Annotated in this window: 15 protein-coding genes; 9 read left to right on the top strand and 6 right to left on the bottom strand. The window is 59.9% G+C overall.

Going from position 1 to position 14870, the window contains the following annotated elements; genetic code table 11:
- Window positions 1-3: 3 nt before the first annotated feature.
- Entirely contained in the window at window positions 4-1170 is a 1167-nt protein-coding gene (locus tag FHT29_RS17135) for a PLP-dependent transferase (protein WP_047560163.1), read from the bottom strand.
- A complete protein-coding gene (locus FHT29_RS17130) occupies window positions 1167-1904 on the bottom strand; it encodes a FadR/GntR family transcriptional regulator (protein WP_047560284.1) in 738 nt (245 codons plus the stop codon). The genes FHT29_RS17135 and FHT29_RS17130 overlap by 4 nt, the downstream gene beginning before the upstream one ends.
- 284 nt (window positions 1905-2188) lie before the next feature.
- Here FHT29_RS17130 and FHT29_RS34945 point away from each other — a divergent pair, with 284 nt between their 5' ends.
- Window positions 2189-2320 (top strand): hypothetical protein, encoded by a 132-nt coding sequence (locus FHT29_RS34945; protein WP_281408374.1) that lies wholly within the window; start codon window positions 2189-2191, stop codon window positions 2318-2320.
- A gap of 414 nt (window positions 2321-2734) precedes the next feature.
- Window positions 2735-2875 (top strand): hypothetical protein, encoded by a 141-nt coding sequence (locus FHT29_RS17120; protein ID WP_168599905.1) that lies wholly within the window; start codon window positions 2735-2737, stop codon window positions 2873-2875.
- 23 nt (window positions 2876-2898) lie between these two features.
- On the opposite strand, the gene FHT29_RS17115 is transcribed toward FHT29_RS17120, so the two are convergent.
- The 3 genes from FHT29_RS17115 to FHT29_RS17105 all read right to left on the bottom strand — a co-directional run bounded on the left by FHT29_RS17115 (window position 2899) and on the right by FHT29_RS17105 (window position 6143).
- The gene (locus FHT29_RS17115; protein ID WP_047560157.1) at window positions 2899-4125 is read right to left on the bottom strand and encodes an amidohydrolase family protein; all 1227 of its coding nucleotides are present in this window, start codon (window positions 4123-4125) and stop codon (window positions 2899-2901) included.
- Window positions 4126-4165: 40 nt separating this feature from the next.
- Window positions 4166-5368, bottom strand: a complete 1203-nt coding sequence (locus FHT29_RS17110) for an amidohydrolase family protein (protein ID WP_047560281.1) — start codon at window positions 5366-5368, stop codon at window positions 4166-4168.
- 61 nt (window positions 5369-5429) lie between these two features.
- Window positions 5430-6143 carry a GntR family transcriptional regulator gene (locus FHT29_RS17105; protein WP_047560154.1) on the bottom strand — a complete coding sequence of 238 codons (714 nt, stop codon included), beginning with the start codon at window positions 6141-6143 and terminating at the stop codon, window positions 5430-5432.
- Window positions 6144-6411: 268 nt separating this feature from the next.
- On the opposite strand from FHT29_RS17105, the gene FHT29_RS17100 reads away from it, so the two are divergent.
- The 5 genes from FHT29_RS17100 to FHT29_RS17080 all read left to right on the top strand — a co-directional run bounded on the left by FHT29_RS17100 (window position 6412) and on the right by FHT29_RS17080 (window position 11388).
- On the top strand, window positions 6412-7500 hold the full coding sequence (locus FHT29_RS17100) for an ABC transporter ATP-binding protein (protein WP_037197499.1): 1089 nt from the start codon (window positions 6412-6414) through the stop codon (window positions 7498-7500).
- A 29-nt stretch (window positions 7501-7529) separates the two neighbouring features.
- The gene (locus tag FHT29_RS17095; protein WP_037197500.1) at window positions 7530-8828 is read left to right on the top strand and encodes a PotD/PotF family extracellular solute-binding protein; all 1299 of its coding nucleotides are present in this window, start codon (window positions 7530-7532) and stop codon (window positions 8826-8828) included.
- A gap of 77 nt (window positions 8829-8905) precedes the next feature.
- Window positions 8906-9817 carry an ABC transporter permease gene (locus tag FHT29_RS17090; protein ID WP_168599904.1) on the top strand — a complete coding sequence of 304 codons (912 nt, stop codon included), beginning with the start codon at window positions 8906-8908 and terminating at the stop codon, window positions 9815-9817.
- Between the two features lies 1 nt (window position 9818).
- Complete coding sequence (locus FHT29_RS17085; RefSeq protein ID WP_047560148.1) at window positions 9819-10640, top strand: ABC transporter permease; 822 nt, start codon at window positions 9819-9821, stop codon at window positions 10638-10640.
- Window positions 10641-10644: 4 nt separating this feature from the next.
- Entirely contained in the window at window positions 10645-11388 is a 744-nt protein-coding gene (locus FHT29_RS17080; RefSeq protein WP_047560145.1) for an aspartate/glutamate racemase family protein, read from the top strand.
- 40 nt (window positions 11389-11428) lie between these two features.
- Here the strand turns inward: FHT29_RS17080 and FHT29_RS17075 are convergent, their stop codons facing one another.
- The gene (locus FHT29_RS17075) at window positions 11429-12103 is read right to left on the bottom strand and encodes a PAS domain-containing protein (RefSeq protein ID WP_081938739.1); all 675 of its coding nucleotides are present in this window, start codon (window positions 12101-12103) and stop codon (window positions 11429-11431) included.
- 131 nt (window positions 12104-12234) lie between these two features.
- Here FHT29_RS17075 and FHT29_RS17070 point away from each other — a divergent pair, with 131 nt between their 5' ends.
- Together FHT29_RS17070 and FHT29_RS17065 are read left to right on the top strand one after the other, a co-directional pair.
- Complete coding sequence (locus FHT29_RS17070; RefSeq protein ID WP_168599903.1) at window positions 12235-13371, top strand: aminotransferase class I/II-fold pyridoxal phosphate-dependent enzyme; 1137 nt, start codon at window positions 12235-12237, stop codon at window positions 13369-13371.
- A gap of 163 nt (window positions 13372-13534) precedes the next feature.
- The gene (locus FHT29_RS17065; RefSeq protein ID WP_051963589.1) at window positions 13535-14824 is read left to right on the top strand and encodes a DUF763 domain-containing protein; all 1290 of its coding nucleotides are present in this window, start codon (window positions 13535-13537) and stop codon (window positions 14822-14824) included.
- The last annotated feature ends 46 nt before the right edge of the window (window positions 14825-14870 follow it).

The following is a 14870-nucleotide window of genomic DNA, read 5'->3' as shown; positions in this document are numbered from 1 at the left end:
ACGTCACGAGGCGGCGGCGATCGCCTCCTCGAGTTCTCTCCACAGCGCCTCGGTTCCTTCGAGGCCGATATGGAGCCGCACGGAGCGTGGATTGATGCCGAAGGTGTGGGCGGAATTCGGCTGCGCCTTTTGCTGCAGCACGACTTCGCCAGGCACGATCAGGCTCTCATGCCCGCCCCAGCTAACGCCCAGTTTGAAGAGCCTGAGACGGTCGGCGAAGGTGCGGATATCCACGCCTTCACGGAAGATGAAGGAAAACAGGCCAGACGTGCCGTTGAGGCCGGAAGGCAACCGATTGGCAAGGCCCGGATGGCAGACCTGCTCGACGACGTCGAGTTCCTGCAGCCGCTTGGCAATCGTCATCGCCGCGGCTTCATGTGCCTTCATGCGGATCGGCAGGGTGCGAAGGCCGCGGATCAGGAGCCAGGCATCGAAGGGCGAGAGCTTGCCGCCGAGATAGGGATAGGCTTCGGCTTTCAGCCGCGCGATCATCTCCTTCGAGCCGGCCACCACGCCCGCCACCACATCGCTGTGGCCGCCGAGATATTTGGAGGCGGAATGGATGACGAGATCGACGCCGAGCTTCAAGGGCCGCTGGAAATAGGGGGTGGCCCAGCTGTTGTCGATCATCGAGACGACGCCGTGCTTCTTGGCGAGGGCTGCGAGAGCGCCGACATCGTGCGCTTCCATGACCCAGCTCGTCGGGCTCTCCATATAGAAGACCTTGGCGCCGGGCAGGGCCTTGGCGACGGCTTCCTCATCGCGGCCGTCGACATAGGTCACTTCGACCTTCATGCGCTTCAGAACCGTGCCGAAGAGACGGAAGGCATCGGGATAGACATGCTTGACCGCCACGATCCGGTCGCCCGGCTCGACGAAGCTCAGCACGGCGGACGAGATCGCCGCCATGCCGCTTGCGAATCCGAGCGCATCCTCGCCGCCTTCGAGCTTAGCCAGCATTTCCTCGAACATACGCACGGTCGGGTTGAGGCCGCGCGTATAGATCGGCCGCACCTTCTCGCCGCGATAGGAGGCGATCATCTCGTCATAGCTGGAGAAGGTGAACAACGATGTCTGAAAGATCGGCGGCACCACGGCCTCGGCGAAATTGCCTTCGTCGTGGGCTGTTATGAGGGACGCAAGATCGAACGGCTCTAGCCCGTCAGTCATTTGGACATTTCCTTGATGTCTTCCTCGACGACGTCGAGAATTCTCAGTGTTTCGGCGCGCGCCGCTTCGGGATCCTGGTCGACGATCGCGTTGAACAGGGTGCGGTGAAAGGGAAAGGATCGGCGGGCGAAGTCCTGCCGGTCGAATGGATGAGACCAGAAGCGCTCGAAGGTTTCGCGCATCTGTTCGAGCAGTTGCTTGAACAACGGATTGTGCGTGGCGTCGTAGACTGCCAGGTGAAAGGCGAGATCCTCAGGTCCAGACGTGCCCTTGGCCATGTGGACGCGTTCCATCTCGTTAAGCTTCTGCTCGATGATGACGATGTCCTCGACGGTGCGTTTCCTGGCCGCCACCATGCCGGCCTCGCATTCGATGCCGCGACGAACCTCCAGCGTCTGCAGCAGAGCATCGCGCAGATGCGGCGGGTCGAGCGACAGGGGCATGTGGATGGTGCCCTTGGAAACAGGCTTCAGCAGATAGGTGCCGCTGCCCTTGCGGGTTTCCATGACACCCAGAGCCTGGAAATAGGTGAGCACCTCCCGGATGGTCGAGCGCCCAACGGAAAGCGCCGCCATCAACTCGCGCTCCGTGGGCAACCGGTCGCCCGCTCGGAGTTTCGACGACTCGATGAAGGTCGACAGCGCGTCGATGACTTGCTGCGTCCGGTCGATGGAGGGAAGGGGTGTGAGCATCGTCTTGATCATGGGTCGATAAATTGGTCTGACATCTGCCATCAGGTCAATCTCTTTTTCCGGTAAGCCGAATTTTTCTGTGTTCGGCATCAAGATTGACCGGATCGATTGGAAGAAGGCGGGACAGCGAGATCGCGCGGTCTTCAAGAGTGCTGATAGCGCTGATAGAAAGGGCCCAATGTGAGTCCCCGAGTTGGAAGAGAATGGCCGCGCGAGATCGATATTCACGGAAGCTGGAATGTGCGAGATGCGGGCACGCCGGTTTTGCCGAGGTTTCCGAGACCGACAACCGTCGGGCACCCAGCCGCGATTTCAAGATCGATGAGATGCCCCGCGGTTTCTCCACCGAACGGCCGTCGCCCGACCCGCGCAAGCATATGATGCGTTGCCGCTGCGGCGCCGTCTTCCGTTTCGAACAGGACACGGTCTATGCACCGGGCGGCGAGCCGCGCCGGTAGCAACATCTCTGCCAAAAAGAAAAAGGCCTCGCAAAGGCGAGGCCAAGCTTGTGCCGCTCCGGGGAAATCGGAAGCGACGTGGCGTTGTTTATCGGTGGTCATTCTGCTCGGCTAGGTCAGATTGGGCAATAGCGGTACGCTCGCATAAAAAAGCTTTTCATCCCTGAACCATGTCGCTGATGCCGGCTGCTTTTGGCTTCTTCAGAGCATAGGTTGTAGCTCGTCGAGCTTCCCTATGGATGCGAAGGCCGAGAAGAAAACCATCTTTCCGTGTAAATGTGTTCAGCTACCGTTCATTTAGGCGCGGGCAAATAGATAGTTGCCGCAACGCCTTGCGGTTGTCGAGGCCCGACTTCCTTGCGGCTTACGCCTGGTTGTCGGGCCTCGCAGATACTGAAAGACTTGGATATACGCATGCGGCTGCTTCTCGCTTTCATCGACTGGATTAGGCGTCGTCGCCAGCGGCGGCTGGAGGCCGAGACGATTCAGTATTCCGCCGACGATCCATGGGTCTTGCAGCAGATCGAGAAATTCGAGCGGGAGTTGAAGCGATAGGCGGGTGAGGCCCCATTCGTGGCCTAGCTTGCAGGACGCAACAGGCGCGGCTGCGGCCGTACGAACGTCTGCTTGCCGTTCTTCCAGCCGGCTATGGGCTGGCGGATTTCTCGGATCATCGATAGTGGATCGGCAGCGTCCGCTACTACTATATCCGCGGTTGCGCCCGGTTCCAGACCATAGTTGCGTCGCATCAGGAGGGCGGCATTGACCGTAACCATGTCGAATGCCCTGCCGATATCTTCATCCCGCGAGAGCTGCGCCACATTAGCGAAGAGATTGGCCATGCGGCCAAGCGAGGCGTCGCCGTAAGGAGTGAAGGGATTGAGAACATTGTTTGTCGCCGCCGTCACGGTGACGCCGCTGCCCGTAAGCAGCATCGCCGGAGCGAGGCCGCGCGGGATAAGATGATCCCTGTCACGGCCGAGCAGGAAGAGATCCGTTGCTGGTAGCACCGTCACGGCTATCCCGGCATCGGCAAGATGCGCGGCAAGCTCGCTAGCCGCCTGTGTCGACATGGCCGAAAGCTTGGTCGCATGGCCAATGGAAACACGGCCGCCATAGCCCCGCCGCTTGGTTTCCGCCACGACCGCCGGGATCGCGGAGCCTGACGGATTGAGATCGAAATCGAGATGGAAATCGACGTCGACACCATGGCGCTCGGCCAGATCGAAAATCCTGGTGATATGAGCCTGGGGATCGGGATCGGTATAGGGACAGCCGCCGATGAGATCCGCCCCGTCGGTGAGCGCGCGATCCAGCATGTCCGTCGTTTCAGGCTCGTTCGTAAGGCCCTCCTGGGCAAAGGCACAGATCTGAATATCGATCGCCCAGGCATAGGAGCGCCTGATCTGCCTGATCGCGTCCAGCGAACGAAAGCCGGCACGAGGGTCGACCTCCACGAAGGTCCGCATCGCTGTCGTACCGTTCAGGATGGCATTTTCGACGACACGGGCCGCGCGTGCGTAGACGTCCTCGGTTGTGAAGCCGGCTTTTGCTTTGGCAGTCTCACGGACCGCTTCCTCCAGCGTTCCCTCGCATATCAGGCAGCGATCGAGAATGCAGGCCTTGTCGAGATGGATATGGCTATCGACGAAGCCGCCAAAGGCGAGGCAGCCGCACATATCCTGCCGCGGTGCATCGGTTGCCAAGGCATGTTCGATTGCGGCAATCCTGCCGTCCCTGATGCCGATGTCGAAGCAGCCCTCGCGGTTGGCGATACGAACATTAGAAATCACCAGGTCGAGCATCGGGCTACCTTATTTTCGCAAGCTGAATGCCGGTGCTTTGTCAGTTCCGCAGGACGGCACCGTCTCTGGCGACGAGCTTGCCGGCCTTGTAAACGCAACGCCCTTTCGGAACCGCGACGACCGCCTCGGGCACATGCTCGGCCTTCAACGTCACAAAATCGGCTTTCGCGCCGACGCGCAAGCCATAGTCTTCAAGGCGCAGCGCCTTGGCACCGCTTTCGGTAACGATGTCGAAGGCGGCTCTCAGCTCGTCATCGGTATAGAAGCCGGAGCGATAGCCGATCATCATCGCGCGTCCGAGCATATCGCCATCGCCATAGGGCCACCAGGAGTCACGAATGTTGTCGCTGCCGCTGAAGACGGTAACGCCTGCTGCGCGAAGTACGGCGACTGGCGGGAAGGCGTGATTGCCCGGCGCATTGGTCATGATGGAAACGCCGCTCTCGGCAATGAGAGTAGCGGCGCGCTTTGCCGCCTCGCTTGAGAGATCACCGAGGCCATAGGCATGGCTGACGGCGACATGTCCGCCCATGGAAAGGGCGTGCGTGCGGGCGCAGATCTGCTCGATGGTGAACAGGCCGAGCGTGCCGCCATCATGGAGGTGAATATCGACATCGACGCCATGCTTTTCGGCAATACCGAAAACGACGTCGAGATGCTTCTCGACATCGCGGTCGAAGCTTGCCGGATCAAGGCCGCCGACGAGGTCGGCACCCATCGCGACCGCTTCGTCCATGAGTTGCGGCGTGCCGGGGCTCTTCAGAATGCCGCTTTGCGGGAAGGCGACAAGCTGGATATCGATCAGTCCGCGATATTCCTCACGCACGGCGAGCACGGTTTCGAGCGATTTCAGCCCAACGGAGCCGTCGACCATGACATGGCTGCGCATATGCGTGCTGCCATTGGCGATGCAGAGGTCGAGCTGGTTCCTCGCCCGCACGTCCATGGGCGCTGCCTGCGCCATGTTCTCAGCCTGAAATGCGACGCGTTCGTGGACGTCGAAGCCATTGGTGCAGGGCTTGTGCGGTATCCAGGCGTCGCCATAAAAACTTGTATCGAGATGGATATGTCCCTCGACAAAACCGGGAACGACCAACGCGCCTTCGAGTTCGACGATCTCGCCCGCTGTGACTGCCGATCCTGCCGGCTCGATCGAAACGATGCGTCCGTCAGTAACGCCGATGTCCTTTATCGCGCCGTCGGCGAGCTTGGCTCGGGTAAAAAGCGTCTCGATCGCGCTCAAATCTTTCTCCTTCACTGCTGAAACTCAATCGTTCGGATGCCGCTCCGATATGGGCGACCCCTTAGCGCTCGAAGGCTTCCTTCAGGCCAAAACTCTTGCGCTCGCGCAGATCGAGATCGGCTTCGATATGCGCGATATGATGAAGCATCAGATGACAGGCCGTATCGATATCCTTGCGCTCGAGCGCGGTGATGATGTCGCCATGTTCAGCATGGCCACAGCTCGAGGCGCTCGACTGGCCGTAGAGTGCGATCACCAGCGAGGAGCGCGCGACCAGCTCTTCCATGAAACGCTGCATGATGAGGTTGCCGGAAATCGAAGCCAGCATCAGATGGAAATCGCCTGATGCCTTGATCTCGGCGCGACGAGCGGATTGACCACGCTCGCTCATCAGCCGCCCTTCTTCCATGAGGAGCTGCCTCAGGTGCTTGAGCTGAGCCGGCGTGATACGTTCGGCCGCAGATTTGAGAATGCCGGGCTCCACCAGACGGCGAGCCGCGAAGATCTGTCTGGCCTCATCGGGGGAAGGGTACGCGACAAAGGCACCTCTGTTCTTCTCGACGCTGACGAGACCCTCATAGGAAAGAGCCTGCAGGGCGGCGCGCGCCAGTGTGCGGCTGACATTGAACAGGCTGCCCACATCGCTCTCGGATAGTTTCGTACCGGGCGAGAGTCTGCGCTCGACGATTGCCTCGCGAAGGGCATCGCGGATCTGTTGTGCACCGTTTTCCGTGGAGTCGCCGGGCGCCTGCAGCGCGTCTGCTTGAGAATTCATGAAATCGCATACCTGATTATCGGAGAAATGATATCGTGGTTTGCTGCAAAAGTTAAACGGAATTTGATGCATAAATAAAGTCAAATCGTATACAATTATCTGCACTTATCGAGGACAATAGCCTATTTCATGTGCAGACGGTCGATTGCCTCGTGAAGGGTGTTTATTTTAGATCTCTATAAAAATACAAAGATCGCAAACAGTTAGTGCGGCGCAGCAAAACTGGCACGATTGATGCACTGTCTTTCCCAGACAAAAGGGGAAGATGATGTCGAAAGCGGCAGAGATAGATATAGCGTCCGTTTCGAAGGTCTACGGTACGACGACGGCGGTGCATGCGATCAGCCTCAAAATACCGGCAGGGTCTTATTGCTGCTTTCTCGGCCCGTCCGGCTGCGGCAAGACATCGACCCTGCGCATGATCGCGGGGCATGAAAGCATTTCGTCGGGCGATGTCCGGCTGGGAAATATCGTCGTCACCGATTTTCCGCCTGCCAAGCGCGGCACGGCGATGATGTTCCAGTCCTACGCGCTGTTTCCGCATCTCGATCTCATCGACAACGTCGCCTTCAGCCTGAAGATGAAAGGTGTCGCCAAGGAGGAGCGTCGCGCCAAGGCGCTCGAAATGCTGAAGCTCATGCAGATGGAAGCCTATGCGACCCGCCGTCCGGCTCAGCTTTCGGGCGGCCAGCAACAGCGCGTGGCGCTCGCTCGCGCCCTGATCACCGATCCCGAGGCGTTGCTGCTGGACGAGCCCTTGTCGGCGCTCGATCCGTTCCTGAAGATTCGCATGCGCGCCGAGCTGAAAAAGCTGCAGAAGACGCTGGGCATCACCTTCGTCCATGTCACGCACAGCCAGGAAGAGGCGATGGCGCTTGCCGACATCATGGTCATCATGAACGACGGTCGCATCGAGCAGGCGGCTTCGCCGCGAGAGGTTTTCGAGCGTCCCGCGACTGCCTTCGTTGCGCGCTTCATGGGCGACCACAATGTGCTGTCCGGCCGGGTGACGGCGAGCGATGACGGCATCATCACCATGACCGCGCCGGAAGGACAAAGCTTTTCCGTGCGGGGCGCCGGTCGCCAGGTCGGAGAGCCGGTCGACTTCGGTATCCGCACCGATCGCGTCCGCCTTTCGCAATCCGCCGAAAAGGGCCTCGGCTTCAATGGCGTCGTCTCCAACATCGAATACCGCGGCGCGACGGTGAAGATCACCGTCATCGGCGCCGGCAGCGACGATTTCACCGTTATCGCAAGCAACGACGATAGCGCCGCCAAATTCCTATCGGTCGGCGATGCCGTCTCTCTGAGTTGGGGCATGGAGGATGCCATCCTCCTCGGTCGCATTTCCGCATGAATCCTGAGCATCACAAAAGGGGAACTGACATGACCACTGAAACGAAGACTACCAAGGCAGCAAAGGGCATTTCCCGCCGTTCATTGCTGAAGACCGGCGCGGCTGCCGCCGGCGCCATCGCAGGCTCCGGCCTCATCACCGGCTTTCCGACCATCTGGGCGCAGTCGAACATCACGCTGCGCCAGTTCGGCACCGGCGTTTCGAACATCAATGCCATCGCCGAGAAGTGCAAGGCTGATCTCGGCATCACGCTGGAGATGACCGCGACCGATTCCGACGCTGCTGCCCAGCGCGCCGTCACGCAGCCGAACAGCTACGACATCGCCGACATCGAATACTGGATCGCCAAGAAGGTGTTCCCGGTCGGCGTCCTGCAGCCGATGGATGTCAAGAAGCTGAAATATTACGACAAGATCGTACCGCTCTTTATCAACGGCAAGCTGAAGCCGGACAGCGTCATCGCTCAGGGCACGGCGCCGCACACGGTCGGCTTCGTCGAAGGCCAGGGTTCCAAGAAATTCGCCAAGGAGCCGACGCAGTGGATGACGATGGTTCCGACCATCTATAACGCCGACACGCTCGGCATTCGTCCCGACTTGACAGGCCGTCCGATCACCAGCTGGGCCGACATTCTCGACCCGGCCTTCAAGGGCAAGACCGCCATCCTCAACATCCCGTCGATCGGCATCATGGATGCCGCAATGATCATGGAAGCCGCCGGCAAGATCAAATATGCCAACAAGGGCAACATGACGAAGGCGGAAATCGACAAGACGATCGATTTCCTGATCAAAACCAAGGGTGAAGGCCAGTTCCGCGCGTTCTGGAAGTCCTTCGACGAAAGCGTCAACCTGATGGCCTCAGGCGAAGTCGTCATCCAGTCGATGTGGTCGCCGGCTGTCGCTGCCGTTCGCTCGAAGGGCATCGCCTGCACCTTCCAGCCGCTCAAGGAAGGCTATCGCGCCTGGGGCGGCGGTCTCGGCCTCGCCTCGCATCTGAAGGGCGCGCAGCTCGACGCCGCCTATGAATACATCAACTGGTACACGTCCGGCTGGGTCGGCGGCTACCTCAACCGCCAGGGCTACTATTCCGCCTGCATGGAAACCGCCAAGGGCTTCATGTCGGCCGACGAATGGGGCTACTGGATCGAAGGCAAGCCGGCGCAGGGCGATATTCTGTCTCCGGAAGGCAAGGTCATGGAGAAGGCCGGCGCCGTTCGCGACGGCGGTTCCTTCGAGGCCCGCATGGGTGCGGTTGCTTGCTGGAACTCGGTCATGGACGAAGACCGCTACATGGTCCGCCGCTGGAACGAATTCATCGCGGCCTAATCGGTACCGCCTCTACCCATCAAATCCTCTCCCCGCCCAAGTTGGGGGGAGGAAGCCGCTAACGGAGAAACCGGGCCATGGCGACGATCGCTTCATCAGAAACGGACCAAGCAACAGTAAAATCAGGGCGCAGCTTTCGCGTGCCCCTGGGGCTCGTTTCCTATCTCCAGGCAACGCCGCTCTTTCTGATCCTCGGCTTCTTCTTCCTGTTGCCGATCGCGATGATCGGCGTGGTCAGTTTCTGGGACTATGATTTCGCCGGCCTCTATCCCGCCTTCCTGACCACGAACTACACCGACACGCTAGGTTCATGGGTTACTTGGAAAACCTACCTCAACACATTGAAATTCACCGTCATTGTCTGGGGCCTGACACTATTCATCGGCTTCTGGGTCGCGTATTTCCTCGCTTTCCACATCCGCCGCACATCGACCCAGATGATCCTCTTTCTCGTCTGCACCGTGCCGTTCATGACATCGAACATCATCCGCATGATCTCGTGGATCCCGGTGCTCGGGCGCAACGGGCTGGTCAATTCGACGTTGATCGAGCTGGGCCTCATACCGAAGCCGATCGAATGGCTGCTCTATTCGGATTTCGCCGTCGTGCTGGCCATGGTGCACCTCTATACGCTGTTCATGGTGACGCCGATCTTCAACACGCTGATGCGCATCGATCGCTCGCTGTTCGAGGCCGCTCGCGACGCCGGAGCCAGCGGATGGCAGGTGCTGTGGAACGTGGTGATCCCGCTTGCCAAGCCTGGCATGGCGATCGGCAGCATCTTCGTCGTCACCCTCGTCATGGCGGATTTTTCGACCGTGCAGGTGATGTCCGGCGGCCAGAGCGCGTCCATCGCCCTGATGATGAAGAACCAGATGTCGCTGCTGCAATATCCGGCTGCGGCCGCCAATGCCGTGGTCCTACTCGTCGTCGTGCTGCTGATGGTTGCCGCCATCCTGCGCATCGTCGATATCCGCAAGGAGCTTTGAGATGAACCACGAAAAGCGCAGCCTGGAATTTTATGTCCTGGCGATCTTCTTCACCATTTTCGTGCTGTTCCTTTACGGCCCGCTGTCGGCGATCGTCATCCTGTCCTTCCAGGGGCCCGATGGCGGCCTGACCTTTCCGTTGAACGGGGTGTCGCTGCATTGGTTCGCCAATCTCTTCGAGAAGCAGGCGGTCGGCGATTTCGGCGCCTCGTTCCAGCGATCCCTGATCCTCGGCATCATGGTGATGATCGTGACCGTCGTCGTCTCGCTGTTGGCAGGCCTTGCTTTTCGCCGCCGGTTCCGCGGATCGACATTTCTGTTCTATGCCACGGTCGCGAGCCTCGTGGTGCCGTCGATCATCATCTCGCTCGGCATCGGCGTGGTCTTCCAGCAGGGCGGTCTTGCCCCCGCCTGGTATTCCTCGGCCTTCGGCGCGCATCTGACCTGGACCTTGCCCTTCGGCGTGCTGATCATGTTCGCCGTCTTCAACCGCTTCTCGCCAGCATATGAAGAAGCTGCGCGGGACCTGGGCGCCACGTCGTGGCAGACCTTCCGCCATGTCGTGCTGCCGATGATCGCGCCGAGCCTGATCGGCGTCGGCCTGTTCGGCTTCACGCTGTCCTATGACGAATTCGCCCGTACTTTGATGACGTCGGGCACCTACAACACTTTGCCCCTCGAAATCTACGGGATGACGACGAACGTCACGACGCCGGTGCTCTATGCGCTCGGAACGGTGACGACGCTCTTCTCCTTCACCATCATTCTCCTGGCGCTCGCAATTATGACCATGCTTGGCCGCCGTCAGGCCAAGAAGAGCTGAGATCATGCGCCTATTGCTTATCAATCCGAATACGACCGCCTCCATGACCGAAAAGGCGGCGATAGCGGCCCGCGCGGTCGCAGCCTCTGGCACCGAAATCATCGCCGCCACCTCGCAGATGGGGCCGGCCTCCATCGAAGGCTATTATGATGGAGCCCTTGCCGTGCCCGGCCTGCTGCGCGAACTGAAGGAACGGCAGGCCGCAGGCTACGATGCCGCGATCATCTGCTGTTTCGATGATACCGGCCTCGAGGCGGCACGCATGTTTTGCGATGTTCCGGTTGTCGGGCTCTGCGAATCGGCCGTCGCAACGGCTGCTTTCCTGGCGCAACGATTCAGCGTGGTGACCACGCTGGAGCGGTCGCGGATCCTGATCGATAACCTCGTCCAGCGTTATGGCATGGGTGGTCGCGCCAGGGTGCGCGCTTCCGATATCCCGGTTCTGGAACTTGAGAATGCGTCTTCCGGCGCGATCGGAAAATTACGGGCGGAAATCGAACGCGCGCTCACCGATGACGGTGCGGAGGCGATCGTGCTCGGCTGTGCCGGCATGACGGATCTTGCGCGGGAATTGCAGGAGATCTACGGCGTCCCGGTGGTGGACGGCGTGGCCGCGGCGGTCAAACAGGCCGAAGCGCTCGTTTCACTCGGCCTCTCAACCAGCAAACGCAGCTCCTATGCCTCGCCCCTACCGAAGTCCTTTTCCGGCGCGATGAGCGATTTTGCTCCAATCTCCGCATCGGCCTGAGTTCGCCATCACCGTTCGGCCACCGAGCGCCACAGGCGCCTCAGGCGTTCGTCGTCTGCAGCTTCTTTTGTCGAGCCTCGCGCAGATGCTTGTAGACGGTTGCCCGTGAAATGCCGAGCAACCGGGCGAGATAGGGGACCAGATTGCGGATGGAAAAGTAGCCCTCCTGTTCCAGCATCTCGACGAGGGCGGCGTGGTCTTCCCTGGCGAGTGCGGAGGCGGCCAGCCCCCGTTCACCGAGAAAATCCGCGATCGCGGCATTGACCGTCTCCTGCCAATCGGCGCGGAAAAGCGCGGATGGCTGCGCCCCGGCACCCTGAAATGCCGCCAGGAGGTTCAGCGCGTCCCGTGCCGCTTCGATCGGTGCTATATCGAAATTGATGCATAGCAGTCCGAACGGCTCGCCGGCCGTGTTCCGCAGCACTGAGGTGATGGACTTGAGTTGGCGCCCGTCGAAATTCGTCTTCCGATAAGGACCGATGACATCTGCGCCCAAAGACCCAATATCTTTCAACTCTGCAAGCGACGAGCCGCCGACTTCGCGCCGCGACAGGTTGTTGGCGATATAGGCGATCGTCTGCGTTCTCAGATCGTGGATGACGACTTCTGCATGTGGCTTGAGCAAGGTCGCCACCGCCTCGGCAATGGGCGCGAAGACCATAATGTCCTCGCTTGCAGTCGATCCATGCATGTTCGAGGCTGTCTTTCCTGGCATCGCTGCACTCCAGCTAAGGGAATAGACAAAAACTCTGTATTTGACAATTTGTCAACTCGCTTCTAGTTTTGCGGCCGTAGGGAGTTGGTGCCAACCGGTACCGGTCACCATAGATGTGGGAGAAATGCACCATGCCGCTGCTGCCAGATTTCAAGCTCGAGACCTATTTTTCGAGGTGGGAGTTCAGCGCGCGCTATCACATGACCGCCTCCGACGCGCAGAGTATGACGATGGCGGAGCTGCTTGATATGGCGACGCCGGAGCAGCGACAAACTCATGAGAACCTATGGCTTGGCTATACGGAGACCTTCGGTGATCCGGCACTGCGCGACATCATCGCCGGCCTGCATCTGCAGATGCAGCGAGCGGATATCCTTTGCTTCGCCGGAGCGGAGGAGGGCATCTACATCGCCATGCATGCGCTTCTCGAAAAGGGCGACCATGCGATCGTCGTGACACCCAATTACCAATCGTCCGAAACGATACCGTTGAGCATCTGCGACGTCTCTGCCGTGGCGCTTGATCCGCATGACGGCTGGTCGCTCGATATCGACGCGGTCAGCGCGGCAATCCGGCCGAATACCAAGCTGATTTCGATCAATTTCCCGCACAATCCCACAGGCAAGGTCCTTGAAAGGGAGCGGTTCGATGCGCTGGTGGATCTCTGCCGCCGGCATGGCATCTGGCTCTTCAGCGACGAAGTCTATCGCGGCCTGACCGTTGAAGGCAAACCGGTATTGCCGGCGGCGGCCGACGCCTATGAGCGGGGCCTGTCGCTGGGCGTGATGTCGAAAGCCTATGGACTGCCGGGCCTGCGCATCGGCTGGATCGCCTGCCGCGATCACGGGGTGATTTCGAAGATGGAGCGGATGAAACACTATCTCTCCATCTGCAATGCCGGCCCGAGCGAAAGCCTGGCGAAAATCGCCTTGCTCAATGCCGACAAGATCCTCGACCGCAACAACCGGCTGATCGCCTCCAATCTGGTAAAGTTGAAGGCGCTGTTTGCCGAGTTCGAGGATCTGTTCGATTGGTACACGCCCGATGGCGGCTGCGTCTGCTATCCGCGCTACAAGGGGACGGACGGCGTGGAGAATTTTGCGCATGATCTGGTGGAACGGTCCGGCGTGCTGCTGTTGCCCGCCAGCCTTTACCGCTCGGATCTCAACTCGACGCCGAACGATCGATTCCGCATAGGTTTCGGCCGCTCCAATATCGATGAAGGCATTACGGCAATGCGCTCCTATCTGCTGCGCAATCGCTCTTGAGTGCCATCTGACTGTCAATAATCAGGGGAAGATCCCGCCCACGATTGACGCTCGTCGGGCAAGGCGGTCCCGGATCCGGTGGGGCTCGATAAAAGACGGTGCGGATGGCGCAAATCGGCCGTTCGCACTACATTCAGCTTTCCGAAGATCGTGGGTGATGAACTTGGCACACAGAACTGGAAAGGCTGATCTTCCCTTGCATGGCGGCCGCGTGCCGCGCTGGCTGGGAGACCGGATGACGCGCCTGGGCGCCGTGATCACCGAGGCGATCGTGCAGCATTACGGACGCGATGAGTTGTTCCGCCGGCTCGCCAATCCCTTCTGGTTCCAGTCCTTCGGCGCTGTCATGGGCATGGACTGGCATTCCTCCGGCATCACGACCAGCGTCCTCGGCGCGTTGAAACGCGGCCTGACACCGCTTTCCGGCGAGCTTGGGATCCATGTCTGCGGCGGCCGCGGCTCGCATTCACGGAAGACGCCGGGTGAATTGGTTGATATCGGCGATCGCGTGGGCATCGACGGCACATCGCTTGCCACCACCAGCCGATTGATTGCAAAAGTCGATAGTGCGGCCTTGCAGGATGGCTTTGATCTCTATCTGCACGGGTTCATCGTGGCGGACGACGGCAAATGGGTTGTTGTCCAGCAGGGAATGAACGGCGATCGGCGCCAGGCGCGCCGGTATCACTGGCTGTCCGAAGGGCTAACGAGCTTTCTCGATTCTCCCCATGCGGCAATCGAGGGAAGGGAGCAGGGTGAGATCATCAATCTTGCCGATCGTCGCGCCGAGCGCTCCCGCAATGGGCAACTGGATCTCCTCACTTCACTGGGTCCAGATAAAATTATCCGTGAATTCAATGCGCTGGAAGGACAAGCTCCAGCAAGTAGAAAACACGATGCGCAACCGATGTTGCCGCATCTCATCATGCCCGCACATCACGACGTGCGCCAGGAGGATGTGAACATGCGGCGTTTGCATGGAAATCTCGCGGCGGCTGCCGATCGCGGTCCAGTGGATTTCGAGGAGCTGCTGTTGACGCCTGGCGTTGGCGCACGGACGGTGAAGGCATTGGCGATGGTCGCCGAAGTCGTTCATGGCGCACCGTGCCGCTTCTCCGATCCGGCACGCTTTTCGCTCGCCCATGGCGGCAAGGATCGGCATCCTTTTCCAGTTCCGTTGAAGGTCTATGACGAGACGATCAGCGTGATGAAATCCGCGGTGAAGAAGGGGCGTCTTGGGCGCGACGAAGAACTGGCTGCGCTGAAGCGCCTGGACGATCAGTCCCGAGTTCTGGAGCGATATGTCACCGGACCCGATCTCAAGGAGATCATCGCCGGCGAATTCGACAGATCTTCGTCCTATGGCGGCCGTAGCGTCTTCGGATGGGAGGAGCCCCCTGCGAGTTCCGAAGGCAATGGCACGTCGAGCCGCGTCCGCTCTTCGAAGAACTGACTGCAAGCTTCAGGTGAAAGGGGGCGAGCAGGCCCGCCCGTTTCAA

Source organism: Rhizobium sp. SG741, assembly GCF_012275435.1.
GTDB lineage: Bacteria > Pseudomonadota > Alphaproteobacteria > Rhizobiales > Rhizobiaceae > Rhizobium > Rhizobium lusitanum.
The sequence above is the reverse complement of the archived record's forward strand: the minus strand, read 5'-3'. Positions and strand labels throughout refer to the sequence as shown.

Excerpts from the sequence above, each read along its gene's own strand:
- FHT29_RS17135 (WP_047560163.1), bottom strand. The coding sequence starts at position 1,170 with ATGACTGACGGGCTAGAGCCGTTCGATCTTGCGTCCCTCATAACAGCC.
- FHT29_RS17130 (WP_047560284.1), bottom strand. The coding sequence starts at position 1,904 with ATGGCAGATGTCAGACCAATTTATCGACCCATGATCAAGACGATGCTC.
- FHT29_RS34945 (WP_281408374.1), top strand. The coding sequence starts at position 2,189 with ATGCCCCGCGGTTTCTCCACCGAACGGCCGTCGCCCGACCCGCGCAAG.
- FHT29_RS17120 (WP_168599905.1), top strand. The coding sequence starts at position 2,735 with ATGCGGCTGCTTCTCGCTTTCATCGACTGGATTAGGCGTCGTCGCCAG.
- FHT29_RS17115 (WP_047560157.1), bottom strand. The coding sequence starts at position 4,125 with ATGCTCGACCTGGTGATTTCTAATGTTCGTATCGCCAACCGCGAGGGC.
- FHT29_RS17105 (WP_047560154.1), bottom strand. The coding sequence starts at position 6,143 with ATGAATTCTCAAGCAGACGCGCTGCAGGCGCCCGGCGACTCCACGGAA.
- FHT29_RS17100 (WP_037197499.1), top strand. The coding sequence starts at position 6,412 with ATGTCGAAAGCGGCAGAGATAGATATAGCGTCCGTTTCGAAGGTCTAC.
- FHT29_RS17095 (WP_037197500.1), top strand. The coding sequence starts at position 7,530 with ATGACCACTGAAACGAAGACTACCAAGGCAGCAAAGGGCATTTCCCGC.
- FHT29_RS17090 (WP_168599904.1), top strand. The coding sequence starts at position 8,906 with ATGGCGACGATCGCTTCATCAGAAACGGACCAAGCAACAGTAAAATCA.
- FHT29_RS17085 (WP_047560148.1), top strand. The coding sequence starts at position 9,819 with ATGAACCACGAAAAGCGCAGCCTGGAATTTTATGTCCTGGCGATCTTC.
- FHT29_RS17080 (WP_047560145.1), top strand. The coding sequence starts at position 10,645 with ATGCGCCTATTGCTTATCAATCCGAATACGACCGCCTCCATGACCGAA.
- FHT29_RS17075 (WP_081938739.1), bottom strand. The coding sequence starts at position 12,103 with ATGCCAGGAAAGACAGCCTCGAACATGCATGGATCGACTGCAAGCGAG.
- FHT29_RS17070 (WP_168599903.1), top strand. The coding sequence starts at position 12,235 with ATGCCGCTGCTGCCAGATTTCAAGCTCGAGACCTATTTTTCGAGGTGG.